The 20,033-nt window shown below is 70.0% G+C and carries 17 protein-coding genes; 4 read left to right on the forward strand and 13 right to left on the reverse strand.

The annotated features are described in order from the left end of the window. Positions 1-15 precede the first annotated feature (15 nt). From OHA19_RS15170 to OHA19_RS15210, 9 genes are all read right to left on the reverse strand, one after another. Positions 16-1,332 (reverse strand): sensor histidine kinase, encoded by a 1,317-nt coding sequence (locus OHA19_RS15170; protein WP_405750512.1) that lies wholly within the window; start codon positions 1,330-1,332, stop codon positions 16-18. A gap of 60 nt (positions 1,333-1,392) precedes the next feature. Next, the gene (locus OHA19_RS15175) at positions 1,393-2,271 is read right to left on the reverse strand and encodes a DUF5936 domain-containing protein (protein WP_405750514.1); all 879 of its coding nucleotides are present in this window, start codon (positions 2,269-2,271) and stop codon (positions 1,393-1,395) included. Between the two features lie 14 nt (positions 2,272-2,285). Then, positions 2,286-3,224 carry a type II secretion system F family protein gene (locus tag OHA19_RS15180; RefSeq protein ID WP_405750516.1) on the reverse strand — a complete coding sequence of 313 codons (939 nt, stop codon included), beginning with the start codon at positions 3,222-3,224 and terminating at the stop codon, positions 2,286-2,288. Positions 3,225-3,234: 10 nt separating this feature from the next. Further along, entirely contained in the window at positions 3,235-4,572 is a 1,338-nt protein-coding gene (locus tag OHA19_RS15185) for a CpaF family protein (protein WP_405750519.1), read from the reverse strand. Positions 4,573-4,631: 59 nt separating this feature from the next. After that, a complete protein-coding gene (locus tag OHA19_RS15190; protein ID WP_405750521.1) occupies positions 4,632-5,030 on the reverse strand; it encodes a TadE/TadG family type IV pilus assembly protein in 399 nt (132 codons plus the stop codon). Continuing rightward, positions 5,027-5,419, reverse strand: coding sequence for a TadE/TadG family type IV pilus assembly protein (locus OHA19_RS15195; protein WP_405750524.1), 393 nt, complete (start codon positions 5,417-5,419; stop codon positions 5,027-5,029). Before OHA19_RS15195 ends, OHA19_RS15190 begins: the two co-directional genes overlap by 4 nt. A gap of 90 nt (positions 5,420-5,509) precedes the next feature. Next, entirely contained in the window at positions 5,510-6,796 is a 1,287-nt protein-coding gene (locus OHA19_RS15200; protein ID WP_405750527.1) for a CpaE family protein, read from the reverse strand. 7 nt (positions 6,797-6,803) lie between these two features. Further along, complete coding sequence (cpaB, locus tag OHA19_RS15205; protein ID WP_405750530.1) at positions 6,804-7,511, reverse strand: Flp pilus assembly protein CpaB; 708 nt, start codon at positions 7,509-7,511, stop codon at positions 6,804-6,806. Between the two features lie 92 nt (positions 7,512-7,603). Continuing rightward, entirely contained in the window at positions 7,604-8,470 is an 867-nt protein-coding gene (locus tag OHA19_RS15210; RefSeq protein ID WP_405750533.1) for a hypothetical protein, read from the reverse strand. A gap of 732 nt (positions 8,471-9,202) precedes the next feature. Between OHA19_RS15210 and OHA19_RS15215 the strand changes: the two genes are divergently transcribed. Continuing rightward, entirely contained in the window at positions 9,203-10,909 is a 1,707-nt protein-coding gene (locus tag OHA19_RS15215; protein ID WP_405753257.1) for a chitinase, read from the forward strand. 282 nt (positions 10,910-11,191) lie between these two features. Further along, positions 11,192-13,447 (forward strand): serine/threonine-protein kinase, encoded by a 2,256-nt coding sequence (locus OHA19_RS15220; RefSeq protein WP_405750535.1) that lies wholly within the window; start codon positions 11,192-11,194, stop codon positions 13,445-13,447. A 193-nt stretch (positions 13,448-13,640) separates the two neighbouring features. Here OHA19_RS15220 and OHA19_RS15225 read toward each other — a convergent pair whose 3' ends face one another. From OHA19_RS15225 to OHA19_RS15235, 3 genes are read right to left on the reverse strand one after another with little or no spacing between them, the layout of a single operon-like run. Continuing rightward, entirely contained in the window at positions 13,641-14,060 is a 420-nt protein-coding gene (locus OHA19_RS15225) for a RidA family protein (protein WP_405716203.1), read from the reverse strand. A gap of 6 nt (positions 14,061-14,066) precedes the next feature. Beyond that, positions 14,067-14,825: an IclR family transcriptional regulator gene (locus OHA19_RS15230; protein ID WP_351264086.1), complete on the reverse strand. Its 759-nt coding sequence runs from the start codon at positions 14,823-14,825 to the stop codon at positions 14,067-14,069. Continuing rightward, positions 14,822-15,865 (reverse strand): sugar kinase, encoded by a 1,044-nt coding sequence (locus OHA19_RS15235; protein WP_405716201.1) that lies wholly within the window; start codon positions 15,863-15,865, stop codon positions 14,822-14,824. Before OHA19_RS15235 ends, OHA19_RS15230 begins: the two co-directional genes overlap by 4 nt. A gap of 107 nt (positions 15,866-15,972) precedes the next feature. On the opposite strand from OHA19_RS15235, the gene OHA19_RS15240 reads away from it, so the two are divergent. Both OHA19_RS15240 and OHA19_RS15245 read left to right on the forward strand, forming a co-directional pair. Continuing rightward, positions 15,973-17,301, forward strand: a complete 1,329-nt coding sequence (locus OHA19_RS15240) for an alanine racemase (RefSeq protein WP_405716199.1) — start codon at positions 15,973-15,975, stop codon at positions 17,299-17,301. 158 nt (positions 17,302-17,459) lie between these two features. Beyond that, positions 17,460-19,094 carry an amidohydrolase family protein gene (locus tag OHA19_RS15245; RefSeq protein WP_405750537.1) on the forward strand — a complete coding sequence of 545 codons (1,635 nt, stop codon included), beginning with the start codon at positions 17,460-17,462 and terminating at the stop codon, positions 19,092-19,094. 26 nt (positions 19,095-19,120) lie between these two features. On the opposite strand, the gene OHA19_RS15250 is transcribed toward OHA19_RS15245, so the two are convergent. Next, the gene (locus tag OHA19_RS15250; RefSeq protein ID WP_405750540.1) at positions 19,121-19,957 is read right to left on the reverse strand and encodes a siderophore-interacting protein; all 837 of its coding nucleotides are present in this window, start codon (positions 19,955-19,957) and stop codon (positions 19,121-19,123) included. Positions 19,958-20,033 lie beyond the last annotated feature (76 nt).

Here is a 20,033-nt window from a genome sequence, read left to right on the forward strand (position 1 = left end):
TGAAAACGGAGCGGTTCAGCCGGGCTGCTCCGCGCCGGAAGTGTCGAGCAGAGCGGCGATCGGGAGTTCCAGGCGGACCTCGGTGCCCTTGATCGCCTCCCCTTTTCCGATACGAATACGGGCGCCGATGGACGCGGCACGCTCGACCATTCCGACCAGGCCGAAGTGCCCGGCGTGCCGGAGATCGTCGAGCGTTGTGCCAGGGGGCAGGCCGCGCCCGTCGTCGTACACGCTGACGCGCAGGACGTCGCCCTTCACACCTGCGAGTACGACGAGGTAGGTGGGTTGTGCGTGACGGTGGGCGTTCTCCATCGCTTCGGAGGCAATGGTGAGCAGCTGGCGGGCGACCACCTGCGGGACCAGTGGGATCGGGACGTCGCTGAGGAGTCGGAAGGTGGCGGTGAGCTCGTGGCGCCGGGTGAAGTCGTCGGCACGGGCCCGCAGCTCGCGTGTCACGTCCACTCCTCCGTCCAGTCCGGACTCGCGGCGCAGGTCGGTCAGCAGTTCACGGGACTCGGCGGCGGCCCGGCGGGCAGCGCGGGCGACCAGTTCGGCCTGATGCTTGACGGTGAGCGGGTCCATCCGGCCGGAGGACACCGCCAGGCCGTCGGCCGCCAGTGCCAGGCCGTGGAGGGTCTTGGCCACCGAGTCGTGCATTTCCCGGGCGAGCCGGGTGCGCTCGCCCTCCACGGCCTCGCTGACGGCGAGACGGGCCCGGGTCTCGGTGAGCGCCTGGCTGGCCGTCCCGAAGCGGAGGAGCAGGTTACGCAGAGTAACGCCGACGGCACCCGCAATCACGCAGAAACCGGGGAGCAAAAGCGCCGTGGCATTGGTGGGCTGCAGTTTCGGATTGGTTCCGTAAACCCCGAGGACGATGACGATCTGGAGTGCGGCGAAGACCGCCGCACCCCGCCAGCCGTAGACGAGTCCGGCCAGCAGGGGGGTGCAGACGGTGACGTAGGCAAGGGTGGACTCGGGGCTCGCGGTGATCAGCAGCAGGGCTCCGAAGAAGGCGTCTATGCCCAGCAGCCAGGGGTGACGCAGGAGTACGGGGCCGAAGCGTTCCCAGTCGCGGAACAGAACGTACGAGCCCATGAACGTGACGAGGATGGCCGAGCCGATCAGCCAGGTGGCCGGTCCTGAGGCCGTGTGGTCGATGGCGAAGGGTGTGGCTATCGCAATCATCGCTAGCCGGAAGCCGAAGACCTGCCGGCACATCGCCTGGAGGGCGTTGAGCTGGATGGCGAACGCCGGGCGTGATCCGGGATCGGCGATGGCTCGGCGCACCTCCGCGTTCACTCCGGTCTGGATGCTGCCGAGTTGGAAAGACATGAGCCTGTCACCTCCCTCTTCCCGTTCTGCCCGCCGCCCGCGTCGTTCACGTCATCAGTCCTAGAGAAAGCTGAGGTCGACGTTGGCTCCGTAGACAAAGCCGACGGTCAGCAGCACCAGGGTTCCGGGAAGAAGGAATGTGGTGACGGCGAAGGTCGCTTTGGGGACCGCCCGGGCCGCCTTCCGGCGGGCGTTCTGGGCGTCCGTGCGCCGCATGTCGTTGGCGATCTGGATCAGCGTCTCGACGATCGGCGCACCAAGCTCCTCGCCCTGCTGAAGCGTGGTCACGAACATCGCGACCTGCTCCGAGTCATTGCGCTTGCGCAGCTGCTCGAACGCCTCACGGCGGCTGACACCCATGTCCATCTGGCGCAGTGTGATGCGGAGCTCGTCGGCCCAGGGGCCTTCGTACTTCTCGGCGACCCGTCCCAGCGCCTGGCGGAAGCCGAGACCTGCCGATACGACGACGGCGAGGACGTCGAGGAAGTCCGGGAGCGTCCGGTCGATGTGGTCGCGACGGACACGCACCGCCGACCAGAGTCCGACCTCGACCCAGAACAGACCGAAGGCGATCAGAATCAGGGAGAGGAACAACTGCCCACGTATGATCATCGCGAACGCCCCGAACCCACCGAGGGCACCATAGACAGCGCGACGGGCGGCGTAACGGTCGATGGTCAGACCGCCCGGGTTTCCGGCCATGTCGATCTGGCGACGTTTCTTGTTGACGGCCTTTGGGCCCATCATCCGAAGAATCGCGGGGGCCCAGCGCATGCCGAGCCGGTCGATGCCGGAACCGACCGCACTGGTGCGCGTGGAGCCGACTTCCAGAGCGATCGCAAGGTCACCAGGGAGCTTCGCGTCCGCCCGGTACATGCGGACACCGGCAATGGCGCCGTACACCGCAAGACCCATGATGCCTGCGAGCAGCAGGTCCATGTTCGCCCCGCCCATCAGACGTCGATCCTGGACAGGCGGCGGATCACGATGAACCCGATCGCGTAGAGGGTGATGGCGATGACCACCGCCACCTGGCCAATGAAGGCGCCGGTCATGCGGTCGAGTGCACCGGGCATGACAGCATTCATCAGCAACATGGCGCCCAGACCGAAGATGGGGACGGCATACGCGGTGACAGTGACCTGGGAAAGCTGGGTCTTGACCTCTCGCCGGGTCTCCTTGCGCTCCTCCAGCGTCTCGGTGAGGTTTCGCAGCGAGCTGACGACCGTACCGCCGGCCCGGTTGGACAGGACGAGGGTGGTGACGAGGACGACGAGTTCGCGGGAGGGCAGCCGGTCGGTCAGCTCGCTCAGCGCGTCGTCGAGGGGTTCACCTACAGCGAGGCGCCGGGAGACCCTGGCGAGCTCCTCGCCTGCCGGGTTCTCCATCTCGTCCGCCGCCATGCTGATGGAGGTCCGCAGCGCGAGACCGGCCTGGGTTGCGTTGGCGAGGATGCGTGCGAGCTCGGGCAGCTGGTTGATGAAGCGTTCGGTGCGTTGGGTTCGCTGCCAGTTCAGGAAGGCGTTGGTACCCCAGAGCCCTATGAGTGCCGCGACCGGACCGAAGAAGCTTGCCAGGATCGACGAAGCAATCATCCATAGCCCGGCCATGGCTGCGATCGCGTAAACGAAGAACTCCCCCGGGGTGATTTCGAGACCGGTGGCGGCCAGCTTCAGTTCGAGCTTCCGACCCAGACCAGTCTTGCGAAGCCTGCTGTCGAGGCTGCGGAATCGGCGGTGGCGCCCTGTCTCCGGGATGTGGCCGGTGTGCGAAAGGCGGTCCACCAACGCATCCCGGTCGGCTTTTCCACCGGAGTAGGCGTGGAGGCCCGCGACCCCGGTGACGCCAGCGAGCAGCGTCACGCCGATGGTGAGAAGAGGAAGATTCGTCATGGCACGGTACCTAGTTGGCCTCTCGGGTGGCGAGCTGTTCGGCGGATGCGGCGACCCCGAAGGCCTGCGGGACGGGCTGGCTGGCCATGTAGAGGCGCTCGGCGATCTTGCGCGGGATCGGGAGGTAGTTGAACTCGCCGTTGATCCGTCCCTCGGCGTCCATCGGCTGGGCGTCGAACTTGGCGACGGTCACGATGCGGTAAGGATCGCGCCCGTGCGAGTCGAGGACGGCGATCTCGGTGATCTTTCGGGAACCGTCGGCATGTCGGGTGAGCTGGACGATGACGTCGACGGCGCTGTTGATCTGATCGTGCAGTGCCTCGAACGGGATCTTGATCTCGGACATCGACGCCAGGGTCTGCAGACGCATGAGCGCGTCTTCGGCGTTGTTGGCGTGAACCGTGGCGAGCGACCCGTCGTGACCGGTCGACATCGCCTGGAGCATGTCGAGCGACTCCCCGCCACGGACCTCACCGACGACGATGCGGTCGGGTCGCATACGCAGGGAGTTGCGGACCAGGTCACGGATGGTGATCTGGCCCTTCCCCTCGACGTTCGCCGGCCGGGACTCCAGCCGGATTACGTGGCTCTGCTGGAGCTGGAGCTCCGCGGAGTCCTCGATGGTGACGATGCGCTCACTGTCGGGGATCAGGCCGGAGAGCGCGTTGAGGAGCGTCGTCTTTCCGGTGCCGGTGGCGCCGGAGACGATGACGTTGAGCTTGGCCTGGACGAGTCCGGCCAGCAGGATCAGCATCTGGTCGTCGAGCGAGCCGACATTGATCATTTCCTGGAGCGTGAAGGCCCTCGGGAACCGTCGGATGGTGAGCGTGGCCCCGGTCAGCGACAGCGGCGGGATGATCACGTTGACACGCTCGCCACTGGGTAGACGCGCGTCAACCATGGGGTTCTGCTCGTCCACACGACGGTTGACCGTCGACACGATGCGTTCGATGGTCTGCATCAGCTGCTCGTGCGAGCTGAAGCGCATCGGCAGTTTCTCGACCTTGCCGCTGCGCTCGACGAAGATCTGGTCCGGCCCGTTCACCATGATTTCGGTGATGGACGCGTCTTCGAGGAGCGGCTCCAGAATGCCGAGCCCGAGGGCCTCGTCGACCACCCGGCGGATCAGCTGGGTGCGTTCGACCGTCGAGAGGACCGGGCCCTCACGGCTGATGATGTGGCTGAGCACACGCTCCAGCCGAGCCCGCCGGTCTGCGGCGGCGAGCGAGGACATCTCCGCCAGGTCGATCTCTTCGAGCAGCTTGGCGCGGTAGGTGGCCACCATGTGGCTGTCCTCCCGCGCCCCGCCGTTGTTCTCGGGGGCAGTCATGCGTGCCCGCAGACTCATTGCGTAACTCCTCGCTCAGACTTGCTTGTGGTGCTCCGGTCGTGCGATGTGGGCCCCGCTCACCCTCGTGGCATGGTGGAACTGCGCTTGGCCCAACCCCAGTCGTCGATACCGGGAACTACGGAAGGGATCCTCACGCGAGTGGTGTACGTCACCTTGCCGGACCCGCCGTGGCGGCTGAATTTCGAGTTCTTGTAGCTGCCGAGCCAGTCACTCATTGCGTCGCGGCCTGCCCGCTCGGAATCCCCTCGCGGCACGTCCTGAGAGGCGGCACGCGCCGCCGTGCGAGCGCCGGTGCCAGCCTGGTTGGCGGCGTACGCAGCGACCCCCAGCTGGATCGCAAAGAGACCCACCAGCAGCATCAGCGGGATGAAGCCCATGTACTCAAAGGCGACCTGCCCGCGGTCACGGCGGGACGCAGGGGGCCTCCGGCCCGGCGTGTGCGTGTGCATGCTCATCGCTCGGCCTCCAGCGGCGACGCGGCGTTGCCCTCGATGGTCATCGGCAGATTGAAGACTCCGGGCACCAGGACCGGCACCCGCAGCTTCACCGTGGCCTTGTACAGCCCGGACGAGTCATCGCACTTCGTCCGCTTCATCGCTTCCCGCCACACCTTCGGCAGGTTCTTCTCGGACGCGTCCCTGCAGGCACGGCCCCGCGATCCCTCCGAGATGGCGCCCGCATGGGCCGCCTCGTCGGCCGCATTCCCCGCCAGGGAGAACGTGTAGCCGATCAGCGCGCACTGCCAGAGCGCGACGCACAACAGGATGATCAGCGGTGTAACGCCCAGGAACTCGATCGCGGTCTGGCCGCGGTCACGCCCCCGGCCGAAGAGGCGGACGTGCATCCCGCCCCCCGCCGGGGCGGAGTCACCGTGCCGCCTTCCCCGTATCTCCGTGTCTCTCGTCTCGGTAAGTGCCATTGGTCAACTTGCCCCCTAGGTCGTCTGCCGGTTCCGGGAGTCGCTGTCGCGGTCGCGTCTGCGCCCGATCGAGCCTCGGTCGTTCTTGAACTTCGCGATGCTCTTCGCGCCGCTCTTTTCCGCCTTCTCAGGAACCTTGACGATGCCGAGCTCGCCCGCAAGGGCCCAGAGGGCCTGTTTGACCGCGCTCTTGGAGTCGAGTTCGTGCAGCCGGCCCGCGTCGACGACAGCCTGGAGCTCCTTGAAGTTCGCAGGAACGGCGGTGTTGGCCGTCGTGGTTCCGGTGATCTTCTCGATCAGCTGCGGCTGGATCTCGGTGTTGCGGATGAAGCGGTTGACAAGCGTGACCGTGTCCTCGGCCTTGCGGATCTGGAGCCGTTCCCACATCCGTACGGCCCGCTTCGCACCGCGCACCGCGATCACATCGGGTGTGGTGACCAGCAGTGCCGTGTCGGCCATCTCGATGGCCGCCGCGCTGGCGCCCTGGAGCTGGCTGCCGCAATCGATCACCACGACCTCGTAGCGTGACCGCAGGGCGCTGACGATCTGCCGGGCCGAGCGGTCGCTGACCTCCTCGGCGCTCTCGCCCTCGTTGGGGGCCAGCAGCAGCGCCAGGCCGGTGCTGTGGCTGAACACGGCGTCGGACAGGACGCGCGGCGATATGTCGGTGATCGTCGACAGGTCGACGATGGAACGCCGGAACTGCACGTCGAGGTACGAGCCGATGTCGCCGGTCTGGAGGTCCAGGTCCACCAGGGCCACGTTGCGCCCGGATGCCTGCGCCGCCAGGGCGATCTGTACGGCGGCGACGGTGGTCCCGACGCCGCCCTTGGCGCCACTGACGGTGATGACCGTACCGCCGGGACCGGTGAAGACATCGGCCCCGGTGGTCAGGTGGCGGCGGACGCCGACGGACCATTGGGCCGCGGATTGAACCCTGCTGGCCAATTCCTCGTAGCTCAGGGGGAGGGTGACGACACCACGTGCACCCGACTCCATCGCGGACGAGAACAGACCGGGGGTGACATCGGCGGTGATCAGCACGACCCCGATGGCGGGGAAGCGCAGGGAGACCTCCCGGATCAGTTCCAGCGCCGGCACCGGACCGATCCGCTCGTGGACCAGCACGACCTCGGGCAGATCGTCGAGCGATTCACCCGCGAGCCGGGCGAGGGTGTCGATGAGCTGCGTCGAGTCAGTGACCGGAGCGGCCGGTTCCGCCTCGGGGAGCTGGCTGAGCAGAGTGGTGACGGATCTGGCCGCGTCGACGTCACCGACGGCCGGGAGGATCCTCGTGGTCATTCGATCCTCACTTGTCCTTGTCGAGCGTGTAGGTGCGGTCGCCCGGACGGATGGTGCTGTCGCTGCCGGAGGCGAGGAGCGCGAGGCGTACGTGCTCCGCGAAGGACTCGGCGTAGGCGATGCGCTGGGTGTCGAGCGTGTTGAGCGCGAAGGTGATCGGGACGGCCTCGGTGCCCATGTTGGACTTGCCGTCGCTGCTGGGCTCCAGGGCGGTCAGCTTGCCGACGTCCAGGACCTTGGCGTTGGAGACGATGACCTTCGACTGGGAAGGGTCGCCGTCGCGCTCACTGGCGAAGGTGGCGTAAATATTGACGGTGGCACCCGGGGTGATCTTGCCCGCGACACCGGTCGCCGCGTCGATCATGATGGCGATCTCCTGCTCCCCGGGCTGCAGTTCGGGGCGCCGCTGCATCATGTCGGACTGGAGCAGCGAGCCCTTGCGCAGCTGGGTGACGGCGATCTTGCCGTTGACCTCGGAGAGGTCCGTCACCGCGTTGGTGGAGAGCCAGCGCTTGGGCATCGAGATCTTCTCGAACTGTCCGGAGGACAGGGCGGTATAGGGAGCGACGTCGGACTTCAGCTGGTAGGCCGAGACCTCCGGCCCGACCTTGGAATTGACGTCGCTGATCACCGAGAGCACGCCGGCGAAGGCGCCGAAGGCGCACAGAACCGACAAAAGCAGGAGTATCACGCCGCGGCGCTGACGGGAGTTCATGGGCCGGACAACCTCGTTCGATTCGGATGCGTGGGGCAGCGGACAGAAGGGCGTCTACGGAGGAAAGCGGAAGCGCTGGGACTGCGGTGGTGCTAGGACTGCGGTGGTGCGAGCGCTCCATGGCTGAGGACACCGGCTGGGTGCTTTCGGTTCTCGGCTGCGGGAAGCGGGGAGGAGCAGAACCCGCAGCGATCACCGATGAGTTCCATTCGGCACCAGTGGCAGTTCTCCCGGCGCACCGAGGACACCAACTGGTACAGGACGGAGATGTCTGGCAGATAGGCGGCGAATTCCACCAGCTTCCCGGTTCCCCACCATGCGGAGGAATCGGACGGGAGTGCGGCCTCGTGTATGGACTGGACCTTCCACGCGGGCGCGAGGGTCTCCTTCACCCACTCGGACTGGGACTGCCCCTTGGCGGCCACCAGATGAGTGGCGAACTCGGGGCCGGTCGGGAGTTCCGCCTTCGGACCGACCCTGACGAGCTGCGGTTCGGGACCCGCGACCACGGCGAACTGCGAGCCGGGCACCCAGGACTTGGCATGGGTCCTGAGGTCCACCGGGACCCGGTCGAACTTGGTGACCGAGTGGAGCAGGGCACCCGCGTGGATGTAGTGCGCCAGCAGCCGGGCGGCGGAGGCCACCACTCCGGGGCTGAAGTCGCAGATGGACAACTGGCGCAGCTGCCTCACGAGTACGGCCACGCCGAGCGGGGGCAGGTCCACCTTCACCAGAGCGATGCGATCGCTCTCCAGGACCGAGCGGACGGAGTAGAGCCGGCGCTCGTGGGCGGGCGAGATGCCGGTCGGATAGACGGCGACGACATAGCCGTGCTGTTCGAGCAGCACGTGCATGTCACCGATGGCCATCTCCAGCGCCTGGGCATCCGGAGCCTGCAACAGGGCGGCTGTCGGTGTCTGCTGATCGGTCGGAGGTAGTACCAAGTCAGCACTGGTCACTGCTATTGCGGTCGGCACGCTGTTCCCCGTTTCGGCTCCGGCCGGACGCCGGTCATGACGTCGGCCGCAATCGCTCCTGCTCCGCGGTTCTGCCTCAGCACTTTATCCACGTCTTACCTGGCAGAGAACACTTTTCGGAGGCCAGTCCGACAACGTGTGCGAGGCGCCCGCGTAACGCCCCGGTGCTAAATCGGATCAAATCGAAAATCGTCAACTTCTGTACAACTGCGGAGGGTTACCGATACACCTTCCGGTTACCCGGGCCCTGAATTCATCGCCGCACGTCAGCACGGATGCGGAACCTGCCGCACCCACCCCCCGCGGAGGCCGGACGGTCACTGTCCGAGCACTCCAGGCACTTCACCCGCACGGGGCCCGACGCAGCCCGACGAGGTCAACAAAACGTCAATTCACAGGGAGACCGAGGCCGGTTCGGAGCCCAAGCGGAGGCTCGCGAGCCATCGGCGGGCCGGTTCGGAGGCGACCGGGTGGACCGGGTCGTCGCAGGTCCCGTTGCCAGAGGTCTTGACAACTCGATTGGTCTGGACCAGTTTTGTCGCCCAGCGGTGGCCACCGTTCCTCAACTCCACATCCCCTTCTTCTGCCCGTCACCCGCCGGACGGCCCGAGTACCGCCGGTCCACCCCGCCGGCTTTTCACGGGTACCCCGGCAGGCATCCCCGACTCCCCACGGAGGCAGCAAGTGGAACCTTCCCCCGTCCACGGCCACAGAATCCGCAGGCGTTACAACCGCCCCCTCGTCGGCGCCGTCGTGGCCGTCCTCGCGGCCGGCGCGCTGACCGCCACGGGTTTCGCCGGAAACGCCCAGGCCGCCGATATCAACGTCGCCAAGAACGCGGGCTTCGAATCCGGGCTCGCCAACTGGACCTGTTCCGGCGGCAGCGGCACCACCGTCTCCTCCCCCGTGCACGGTGGCACCGCGGCCCTCAAGGCCACCCCGTCCGGCCAGGACACCGCCCGGTGCACCCAGGCCGTGGCCGTGAAGCCCGACTCGACGTACACGCTCAGCTCCTGGGTGCAGGGCGGGTACGCGTACCTCGGCGCGAGCGGCACCGGAACCACCGACGTGTCGACCTGGTCGCCCGGCTCCGGCGACTGGACACAGCTCACCACCACCTTCAAGACCGGGCCGAGCACCACCTCGGTCGACGTCTACACGCACGGCTGGTACGGGCAGTCCGCCTATCTGGTGGACGACGTGTCGGTCAACGGCCCCGACGGCGGGGGCGGCACCGACCCGGAGCCGACCATCCCGTCCGCCCCGGCCGGGGTCGCCGTCGGCGCGACCACCTCCTCGTCCGTGACCCTGTCCTGGAACGCGGTCTCCGGCGCGACCGGCTACACCGTCTACCGGGACGGCGCGAAGGCGACCACGACCACCGGGAACTCGGCGACGGTCACGGGGCTGGCCGCCGACACGGCGTACCAGTTCGCGGTGACCGCCACCAACGCGGCCGGTGAGTCCGTCAAGTCCGGGACGGTCAGCGGCCGTACGGCCAAGGAGGGCGGCGGCAACCCCAACCCCGGCACCTCCGTGCCCAAGCACGCGGTGACCGGTTACTGGCAGAACTTCAACAACGGCGCGACCGTGCAGAAGCTCAGCGACGTGCCCGCGAACTACGACATCATCGCGGTCTCCTTCGCCGATGCCACCAGCACGCCGGGCGCCGTCACGTTCAACCTGGACACGGCGGGCCTGAACGGCTACACCGTCGACCGGTTCAAGGCCGACATCAAGGCGAAGCAGGCGGCCGGGAAGAACGTCATCATCTCGGTCGGCGGCGAGAAGGGCTCCGTCTCGGTCAACAGCGACGCCTCCGCGACCAACTTCGCCGACTCGGTCTACTCCCTCATCCAGGAGTACGGCTTCAACGGCGTCGACATCGACCTGGAGAACGGCCTCAACTCCACGTACATGACGAAGGCGTTGCGCTCGCTGGCGCAGAAGGCGGGCTCCGGCCTCGTCATCACCATGGCGCCGCAGACCATCGACATGCAGTCCACGGCCGGTGAGTACTTCAAGACGGCACTCGGCATCAAGGACATCCTGACCGTCGTCAACATGCAGTACTACAACAGCGGTTCGATGCTTGGCTGCGACGGCAAGGTCTACTCGCAGGGTTCGGTGGACTTCCTCACCGCGCTCGCCTGCATCCAGCTGGAGGGCGGTCTCGACCCGTCCCAGGTCGGCCTCGGTGTGCCCGCCTCCCCGAGCGGAGCGGGCGGCGGCTACGTCGCGCCGTCGGTCGTGAACGCGGCGCTGGACTGCCTGGCCAAGGGGACCGGCTGCGGTTCCTTCAAGCCCTCGAAGACCTACCCGGGGCTGCGCGGGGCGATGACCTGGTCGACCAACTGGGACGCCAAGTCGGGCAACGCCTGGTCGAACGCGGTGGGCCCGCACGTGCACGGCCTGCCGTAGCCGGCACCCGGTCGCCGACAGCCGGGCCGGTGCCCGGCAGCCCGTATCCGGTGGGCGGCAGTCGAACGCCGCCGTACCTCCTGACCAGCAGCGCCGCCGCTCCCCCGGCGGCGCTGCCGCATGTCCGGGGGCCGGAGCCCGGCCCGGAGCCCGTCCGTGGGGCGTCCCGGGCCTGTCCCGGACCGGCAACAGATTGCCCGGGACTTCCCGCATTCCATGGCTGTTCCGGCGCGTACATGGCACCGTTGTCAGGCTCGACGGTGATGCGACAGGGGGAGGGTCATGGCCGGGGCGCGGGTACAGGCACTGGGCGCGGACGATCCGGCGACGCTCGGACCGTACCGGCTGATCGGACGGCTGGCGTCCGGCGGCATGGGGCGGATCTACCTGGCCCGCAGCGGTGAGCGCGGCGGCCGGGGACTCGTCGCCGTGAAGACGCTGCTGGCCGAGGGGAACGTCGGCGAGACCGACCGGCGGCGCTTCGCCCGCGAGGTGTCGCTCGCACAACGGGTCGACAGCGCGTACACGGCGCGCGTACGGGACTCCGACCCCGACGCCGAGCGGCCGTGGATGGCCATCGACTACATCGCGGCTCCCCCGCTCTCCGAACTCGTCCGCACCTGCGGAGTGCTGCCCGCCTCCGCCGTGCGGTGGATCGCCGCCGGGATCGCGGAGGCACTGGTCACGCTGCACGAGGTGGGCATCGTCCACCGCGATGTGAAGCCGCAGAACGTGCTGCTGCCGCTGGAGGGTCCCCGGGTCATCGACTTCGGCATCTCGCACGCCAGTGACCTCACGCTCACCGGTCTCACGCTGGGCACGATCGCCTTCACCTCCCCCGAACAGGCACGCGGCGAGGCGTCCACGACGGCCTCGGACGTCTACTCGCTCGGCGCGACCCTCTTCCTGCTCGCCACCGGACGCCCCCCGTACGCCGCCGACGGCGACACCCTGCGACTGCTCGCCCTCGTCCAACGCGGCGAACTCCACCTCGACGGCCTGCCGAAGGAACTCGCCCCGACCGTCCGGCCCTGCCTGGCCGCCGACCCGGCCCGGCGTCCGAAGCCGGCCGAGCTGCTCGCCCGCTTCCGCCGGGACCAGGCCGGCCTGCCCACGACGCACAGCGGCACCCGCTGGCTGCCGCCGCGGTGGACGGAACTGATCGGCGCGTACGCGACCCAGGGCCTGGAGCTCGCGAACGGCCGCGGCTCGGACCCGGCGGCGCCGACCGTCGACGGAGCTACGAGCGTGGTGCCGCCGCCCCGCCCGACGATGGTCTACACGGAGGAGCGCAAGGCCCGCGCCGCCCGCGACCGGGCCCGTCGCGACCGTACCCGGCAGGAGATGGCGGCCCTCGCGGAGCTGGCGGAGCGGCAGCGGGCGGAGCAGGCCGAGCGGGAGCAGTCGGAGCGCGAACAGGCCGAGCGCGCCGAACAGGAACGGGCGGAGCGCGAACGCGCGGAGGCGGCCCGGCGGGAGGCGCGGCGCGTCGAGCGCGAACGCGCGGAGGCCGCCCGGCAGGAGGCCGCCCGTGCCGAGCGGCGCCGCGCCGCGCACAACCAGGCCCGGCGGGAAGCGGCCGCGCAGGAACGGGCCAGGCGGGAGCGGGCCGAGCGGCAGCGCGCGGAGGAGGCCGCCCGCGCCGAGCAGGCGAGCCGTGCCGCGAGGGCACGTACGGCCTCGTCCGCCAACGCCTCACCCGCCGGGGGCACGACGCGCCCGGCAGGCGCCTCCTCGGGCAGCTCCTCGAACTGGGGCTGGCTGATCGCCATCGCCGTCGTCGTCGCCCTGGTGATCTGGCAGCCCTGGGAAACCTCGGGGAAGGCGAGCGACAGCGGCGGGTCCTCCCCCGGCACCACCGCTTCCGGCGCCGTCACGTCCGGCAGCAGTCTCGACACGCACTCCGACGACGAGTCCACCGGCACCGACGACAACGAGAGCAGCGACGACTCCGGGGGTGCCTCGGACGATTCGGACAGCACCGACGACGAGCCGTCTCCGACTCCCACTCCCACGCCCACACCGACGCCGACCCCCACTCCCGACGCCACCGACCTGGCGTTCCGCGCCGTCCGCGCCGGTGACTGCCTCAATGTGTACAGCGACGGGCACGGCAAGATGAGCGCCGAAGCCCCGGTCCGGGTCAACTGCCGTTCCTGGAACGCCTATATGCACGTCAATCGCGTCACCTCCCGGGCCGGCGGCTCCAGTTCCTGCGACACGGGACAGGGCTTCACCTGGTGGCACAAGTCCGGTGAGGACGGGATCGAACGAACGCTCTGCCTCGACCGGGTGTACCAGGTGGGCCAGTGCTTCCCCGCGCAGGTCCAGAGCGCCGTCAACGCCGATCTGACGGTGGTGCTGTCCTGCAACTCGTCGACCGTTCCCCGGGCCGGCCAGTCGATCCTGCGGATCACCGGGTACTACCGGGCGCCCTCGGCGGGCACCAAGTGGACCTGCCCGGCGGGGAGCGGGGAGCGGTTCTGGTACTGGCAGGTGAACAACGGCCGGAGCATCATCTGCGCCTCGGCGGCCTGACCGGCAGCGGCACAACACAACGCCCCACGCCCCCAGTGCCCCCGTACGCCTCGTACCACGCCGCGAAGGACGACATGAACACGACGCTGTGTCTGACCCGTCAGTTCCGCAAGGCACGGCGCTCCCTTGGGGCGGAGCGCCGTGCCGTGCGCGGTGATGCGGTGGTGCGGTCGCGGCAAGTGGATCAGCTGGTTCAGCCGAGTACCGCGAGCGCGTCGATCTCGATGAGCAGGCCCTTGGGGAGGCCGACGTAGACCGTCGTGCGGGCGGCGGGGGCGGCCTTGAGGTTCTGCTCGCCGAAGTAGGCGTTGTAGATCTCGTTCATCTCGGCGAAGTGGTCCACGTCCGTGAGGTAGACGCGCATCATCATCACGTCGTCCCAGCTCGCGCCGCCCTCTTCCAGGATCGCCTTGACGTTGGCGAAGGTCTGGAGGGTCTGCTCGCGCAGCGTGGGACCGGCGGGGGTCGGGGCCTGGCCAGTTCCAGCGCGGTCTGCGGGCAGGAAGCCGACCTGGCCGGCGACCTGGAGGATGTTCCCCTTCTTCACCCCGTGCGAGAACTTCGCGGGGGGCGTGGTGTGGGTGCTCGGGGTGAGGGCGATCTTCTCGGTCATGGCTGTTCAGGCTTTCTTGGGTCGGGTGGTGCCGGAGTACTCCCGGCTGATGGAGTCGGCGGTGCGGCGCACCAGCGGGAGCAGGGTGAGGAGTTCCTCGGCCGTGACGACGACATTGGGCGCGGAGACCGACATCGCGGCGACGACCCGCCCGTCCGCCCCCCGGATGGGGGCGCCGACGCAGTTGATGGACTCCTCGTGGCCGCCGAGGTCGGTGGCCCAGCCCTGTTCGCGGACGACGGTGAGCTCCTTGAGGAAGGCACCGGCGTTCGGGGTCGAACGGGACGTGTACATGGGGTAGTCGAGCTTCTCGGCGATGGCGCGCCGCTCGGGCTCGGTGAGGTCGGCGAGGAGCAGCTTCGCGACGGCGGCGACGGTGATCGCGACGGGCTTGCCGATCCGCGAGTACATCCTGACCGGGTAGCGGCTCTCGACCTTGTCGATGTAGAGGACCTCCTGCTCCTCGTACACCGCGAGATGCACGGTGTGACCGCAGCTCTCATTGAGTTCGACGAGGTGGGGGTGGGCGATCTCCCGTACGTCGAGGTTCTCGACGGCCTCCTGCGCGAGGGCGAAGAGGCGGGCGCCGAGGCGGTAGCGCTGGTCCTGCTGGCGGTAGACGAGCCCGTGCTCGTGGAGCGTACGGAGCAGGCGCAGCGCCGTGGACTTGTGGACGCCGAGCCGCTCGGCGACCTGGCCGAGGTCGGCGGGTCCCTGGGCGAGCAGCGGCAGGATGCTCAGCGCCCGGTCGACGGTCTGACTCATGTCGTACGTACCTCCTGGTCGTCCCCCGTCCACCCGGGGCCGAGACGAAGTCTCCCCCAGGCCTCGTCGTCCAGTGCGGCAAGGGAGTCGGCGTGCGCGCGGGCCGGCGGGGCGGTGAGGTCGCCGGGGACGGTGAGGACGGCGGCGGCCATGAGGTGGCCGTGCCGGACGCGGTCGCGTACGGGGAGGCCGCGCAGGGTGGCGGAGAGGAACCCGGCGGCGAAGGCGTCGCCCGCGCCGACGGGGGCGACGACGTCCACCCGGAGGGCGGGGACGGTGGTGACGTCGCCGGCGCCCGAGAAGACCGTCGCGCCGTCCGCGCCCCGCTTCACAACCAGGGTCGCCGGCTCCGGCAGCGCCGCGCGGATCGCCTCCGCGCCGGTCACCCCCCATGCCTCCTGCGCCTCGTCCTCGCCGACGAAGACCAGGTCGCTGCGGCGGGCCAGGTCGAGGAGTACCTCGGGGGACGCGTCGGCGTCGCGCCACAGGCCGGGCCGGTGGTTGACGTCGAAGGAGATCAGCGGGCGGCCGGGGCGGGGCGCGGTGAGGTCGTGGAGCAGGGCCAGGCAGTCACCGGAGAGCGCCGCGGTGATGCCGGACAGGTGCAGGACCCGGGCCCCGGGGAGCGTCTCGTACGGGATGTTCCGGGGCGACATCGTGGAGGCGGCGGAGCCGGCCCGGTAGTAGGCGACCTCGTGCACATCGGTGGCCCGGTCGGTGGCGGTGCGGAAGTAGATCCCGGTGGGGCGGGAGGTGTCGCGCCGCACGCCGGAGGTGTCGACCCCGTAGCCGGCGATCGCCTCGACGAGGTGGTCGCCGAAGCCGTCGGCGCCGACCCGGCTGACCCAGGCCGTCCGGTGCCCGGCGGCGGCCAGCGCGCAGGCGACGTTGGACTCGGCGCCGCCGATGCCCCGGCCGAAGGAGGGTACGTCGGCGAGGCGTCCGGGCTGCGACGGCAGGAACGTCACCATGGACTCGCCGAGGCACACGACTTCGGCGGCCGTGGCGGCGTCGGCGGTCCTGGCCGGGGTTCCGGACACTCGGGGCTCCTTGCGGGTTCGGTGGTGCGGTTCGGGGCACGGCGGGGGTTGCACGCCATTGACCCGGCGTCGGCTCGGATGTTAGACAGCGTTAAGCGATATACGCAATGGGTGTTGCACATGATGCAACGACGACTTCGATCGAGGAGGCCCCCTTGGCCGCCGACCGTCCTGTGTCCGGACTCGCCGACGAGCTGGTCGACCACCGCTTCAAGGCGCTGCCGCCCGACGCGGAGGGCCTGACCGTCGGCGCCCTCGCCGCCGAGCGCCGCAGCCTCTTCACGGGCGGCTTCACCACCCCGGTGCTCGCCCTGTCCGCCGAGTCGGTCGAGCACAACCTCGCCCTCCTGGAGACGTACGCGGAGCGCCACGGCCTCGCGTTCGCCCCGCACGGCAAGACCTCCATGTCCCCGCAGCTCTTCGCCCGCCAGCTGGAGTACGGCGCCTGGGGCATCACCGCCGCCGTGCCGCACCAGGCGCGGGTGTACCGGGCGTACGGGATCCGGCGGATCTTCCTCGCCAACGAGCTCGTCGACGCCGCGGCCCTGCGCTGGCTCTCCGCCGAGCTGGACTCCGACCCGGAGTTCCGCTTCGTCTGCTACGTCGACTCCGTGCGCGGCGTCGAGCTGATGGACGAGGCGCTGCGCGCGGCGGGCGCCTCACGCGCCGTCGACGTCGTGGTGGAGCTGGGCGCGGGCGAGGGCGCGCGCACCGGCGCCCGTACCGAGGCCGACTGCGCGGCGGTGGCCGACGCGGTGGCGGCAGCCGGGACCCTGCGCCTGGTGGGCGTGGCCGGTTACGAGGGCGAGGTGCCGGAGGCGTCCGGCGAGCGGGTACGGGACTGGCTGGACCGGCTCGTCGCGCTGGCCGTCGGCTTCGACCGCGCGGGGCGCTTCGCGCCCGGCGCGGAGATCGTGATCAGCGCGGGCGGCAGCGCGTGGTTCGACGCGGTGGCGGACGTGTTCGCGCGGATCCCGGAGCTCTCCGCGCCAGTGCTGAAGCTGCTGCGTTCGGGCGCCTATGTCTCGCACGACGACGGCCACTACCGCCATCTGACCCCGTTCAACCGGGTGCCCGAGGAGGGGGCGCTGCAGCCCGCCTTCCGGCTGTGGGCGCAGGTCGTCTCGCGCCCGTCGGCCGAGCAGGCGTTCCTCAACGCGGGCAAGCGGGACGCGGCGTACGACCTCGACCTGCCCGAGGCGCAGGTCGTGCGGTCCGGCCGGGACGGCACCGTCCGGCCCGCCACGGGTGTCTCGGTCACCGGCCTCTCGGACCAGCACGCATGGGTGCGGACGGAGCCGGGTGCGGAGCTGGAGGTCGGCGACTGGGTGGGATTGGGCCTGTCGCACCCGTGCACCAGCTTCGACAAGTGGCAGCTGATTCCGCTGGTCGCGGCGGACGGCACGGTCACGGACTACATCCGCACGTTCTTCTGATGCCGGTGGGGGTGGGCGGGGGTGACTGCCCTGCGGGGCTGTGCCCCTGCCCACCCCTTCCCGCAACCGGGGGCTCCGCCCCCGGACCGCCCGCTCCTCAAACGCCGGAGAGGCTTGAGAACCCCCGCCCGCCCGAGAAGCGTGATTTGGAAGCCCCCATGGACCTGGTCATCCGCAACGCCCATGTCGTCGACGGCACCGGCGCCCCCGGCCGCCGTGCCGATGTGGCCGTCACCGACGGCCGGATAGCCGGGATCCACCCCGAGGGCTCCCCCGGCCCGCGCCCCTCCGCCCGCCGCACGCTCGACGCCGACGGGCTCGTCCTCTCGCCCGGCTTCATCGACATGCACGCGCACAGCGATCTCGCGCTGCTCCGCGACCCGGACCACAGCGCCAAGGCCGCGCAGGGCGTCACCCTCGAAGTCCTCGGCCAGGACGGCCTCTCGTACGCCCCGGTCGACGACCGGACCCTCGCCGAGGTCCGCCGATCCATCACCGGCTGGAACGGCGGTGCGCCCGAGGACACCAGCATCGACTTCGACTGGCGCACGGTCGGCGAGTACCTGGACCGGCTGGACCGCAACTTCGACGGCCGGGGCATCGCCGTCAACGCCGCCTACCTGATCCCGCAGGGCACGGTCCGGATGTACGCGGTGGGCTGGGAGGACCGCCCCGCCACCGGGGCCGAGCTGGACCGGATGAAGGAACTCGTCGCCCGGGGGATGGCCGAAGGCGCGGTCGGCATGTCCTCCGGGCTGACGTACACCCCCGGCATGTACGCGAACGACGCCGAACTCACCGAACTGTGCCGGGTGGTGGCCCAGTACGGCGGCTACTACTGCCCGCACCACCGCTCGTACGGGGCGGGCGCGCTCGGCGCGTACGAGGAGATGGTGCGGCTCACCAGGAACGCGGGCTGCGCCCTCCATCTCGCCCACGCCACCATGAACTTCGGCGTGAACAAGGGCAGGGCGCCCGATCTGCTCGCCCTGCTCGACGACGCCCTCGACGCGGGCGCCGACATCTCCCTCGACACCTACCCGTACACCCCCGGGTGCACGACGCTCGTCGCGATGCTGCCCAGCTGGGCGAGCGAGGGCGGGCCCGAGTCGGTGCTCACCCGCCTCGCCGACGACGCCACGGCGGAACGCATCCGGCACCACATGGAGGTGCTGGGCTCGGACGGCTGCCACGGCGTGCCGATCGAGTGGGACACGATCGAGATCTCGGGGGTCGGCGTCCCCGCCCTCGCCGACCACGTCGGGCGCACGGTGGCCGAGTCCGCGCGGCTGCGCGGCGAGGCGCCCTGGGCGACCGCGCGCCGGCTGCTCGTCGAGGACCGGCTCGGCCCGACGATCCTCCAGCACGTGGGCCACGAGGAGAACGTGCGGCAGATCATGCGCCACCGGGTGCACACCGGGGGCAGCGACGGCATCCTCCAGGGCGACAAGCCGCACCCGCGCGCCTACGGCACGTTCCCGCAGTATCTCGGCCGGTACGTACGGGAATTGGGCACCCTTTCGCTGGAGGAGTGCGTCGCCCACCTCACCTCGCGCCCGGCGCGGCGGCTGCGCCTGACCGACCGCGGGTACGTCCGCGAGGGCTACCGCGCCGACCTGGTCCTCTTCGATCCCGCGACGGTGGCGGCGGGCTCCACGTTCGAGGAGCCGCGCACCCTGCCGACCGGCATCCCGCACGTACTGATCGACGGCCGGTTCGTCATCAAGGACGGCCGCCGCACCCAGACACTGGCGGGCCGGGCCGTCCGGGGAACGGGGCGCGCCGCCCGGTAGCGCACGCGGCCCCCACTCCCCGGCCCTCACTCCCCCGCCTGCTCCTTCGCCCAGGCCAGGTCCTCCTCGGTCGGGGCGTCGTCCTGGGTGAGGCTGCGCCGCCAGTAGCCGCTGAACTGCACGGCCTTCCTGGGCAGTCCGCGCTCCTCGACCAGGTGGCGGCGCAGGGCCCGTACCGCCCCCGCCTCACCGGCCAGCCACGCGGCCCCGGTCCCGGCGGGCAGTGGCGCCGCCCGCACCGCGTCCGCCAGCGACCCGCCCCGGTCCCGGTGCACCCAGTGGACGCTCACGTCGCCGACCGAGTCGAGCGGCCGCTCCTCCGCCGCGTCGGCGACCTCGGCGCAGACGAGCGCCCGCGCCCCGGCCGGCAGCGACTCCAGCAGGGTCGCGATCGCGGGCAGCGCCGCCTCGTCGCCGGCCAGCAACAGCCAGTCGGCGGCGGGCAGCGGCCGGGCGTACAGCGACGACGGGCCGACCATGCCGAGCACGTCGCCCGGTCGCGCGTCCCGGCCCCAGCGGGCGGCGGGCCCGTCGTCGCCGTGCAGCACGAAGTCGACGGCCATGACGTCCGATCGACGGTCGTACCCGCGGACGGTGAAGCTCCGCAGCAGCGGCCGCTCGGGCTCGGGGATCGCGAGGTACGCCTCGTACCACCGCATGCCGTACGTGTCGTCGGCCTCCGGCTCGGGCAGCCGGGGCACCGCTTGCCCCTTCCTCGGGAAGCAGAGCTTCATCTGCTGGTCGGGCCGGTCCTCCATCAGCCCCGCCAGCGCGTCACCGGCGAAGGTGACGCGCGCCGTCCACGGAGTGATCCGCTCCACGCCGACGACCCGTACGTACGAAACGGCCAACGCCTGCCCCATCGCGGCTCCCGCCCTCTCCGACTGATAGTTTACGCCGTAAGGAATTACCCGGGCGAAGTTACTTTACGACGTAAGG

This window comes from Streptomyces sp. NBC_00012, assembly GCF_045040875.1.
GTDB lineage: Bacteria > Actinomycetota > Actinomycetes > Streptomycetales > Streptomycetaceae > Streptomyces.

What these genes read in the sequence shown, in the direction of transcription:
- OHA19_RS15170 (WP_405750512.1), bottom strand. Translation starts at nt 1,332, where the DNA reads ATGTCTTTCCAACTCGGCAGCATCCAGACCGGAGTGAACGCGGAGGTG.
- OHA19_RS15175 (WP_405750514.1), bottom strand. Translation starts at nt 2,271, where the DNA reads ATGGACCTGCTGCTCGCAGGCATCATGGGTCTTGCGGTGTACGGCGCC.
- OHA19_RS15180 (WP_405750516.1), bottom strand. Translation starts at nt 3,224, where the DNA reads ATGACGAATCTTCCTCTTCTCACCATCGGCGTGACGCTGCTCGCTGGC.
- OHA19_RS15185 (WP_405750519.1), bottom strand. Translation starts at nt 4,572, where the DNA reads ATGAGTCTGCGGGCACGCATGACTGCCCCCGAGAACAACGGCGGGGCG.
- OHA19_RS15190 (WP_405750521.1), bottom strand. Translation starts at nt 5,030, where the DNA reads ATGAGCATGCACACGCACACGCCGGGCCGGAGGCCCCCTGCGTCCCGC.
- OHA19_RS15195 (WP_405750524.1), bottom strand. Translation starts at nt 5,419, where the DNA reads ATGCACGTCCGCCTCTTCGGCCGGGGGCGTGACCGCGGCCAGACCGCG.
- OHA19_RS15200 (WP_405750527.1), bottom strand. Translation starts at nt 6,796, where the DNA reads ATGACCACGAGGATCCTCCCGGCCGTCGGTGACGTCGACGCGGCCAGA.
- cpaB (WP_405750530.1), bottom strand. Translation starts at nt 7,511, where the DNA reads ATGAACTCCCGTCAGCGCCGCGGCGTGATACTCCTGCTTTTGTCGGTT.
- OHA19_RS15220 (WP_405750535.1), top strand. Translation starts at nt 11,192, where the DNA reads ATGGCCGGGGCGCGGGTACAGGCACTGGGCGCGGACGATCCGGCGACG.
- OHA19_RS15225 (WP_405716203.1), bottom strand. Translation starts at nt 14,060, where the DNA reads ATGACCGAGAAGATCGCCCTCACCCCGAGCACCCACACCACGCCCCCC.
- OHA19_RS15230 (WP_351264086.1), bottom strand. Translation starts at nt 14,825, where the DNA reads ATGAGTCAGACCGTCGACCGGGCGCTGAGCATCCTGCCGCTGCTCGCC.
- OHA19_RS15240 (WP_405716199.1), top strand. Translation starts at nt 15,973, where the DNA reads ATGGGTGTTGCACATGATGCAACGACGACTTCGATCGAGGAGGCCCCC.
- OHA19_RS15245 (WP_405750537.1), top strand. Translation starts at nt 17,460, where the DNA reads ATGGACCTGGTCATCCGCAACGCCCATGTCGTCGACGGCACCGGCGCC.
- OHA19_RS15250 (WP_405750540.1), bottom strand. Translation starts at nt 19,957, where the DNA reads ATGGGGCAGGCGTTGGCCGTTTCGTACGTACGGGTCGTCGGCGTGGAG.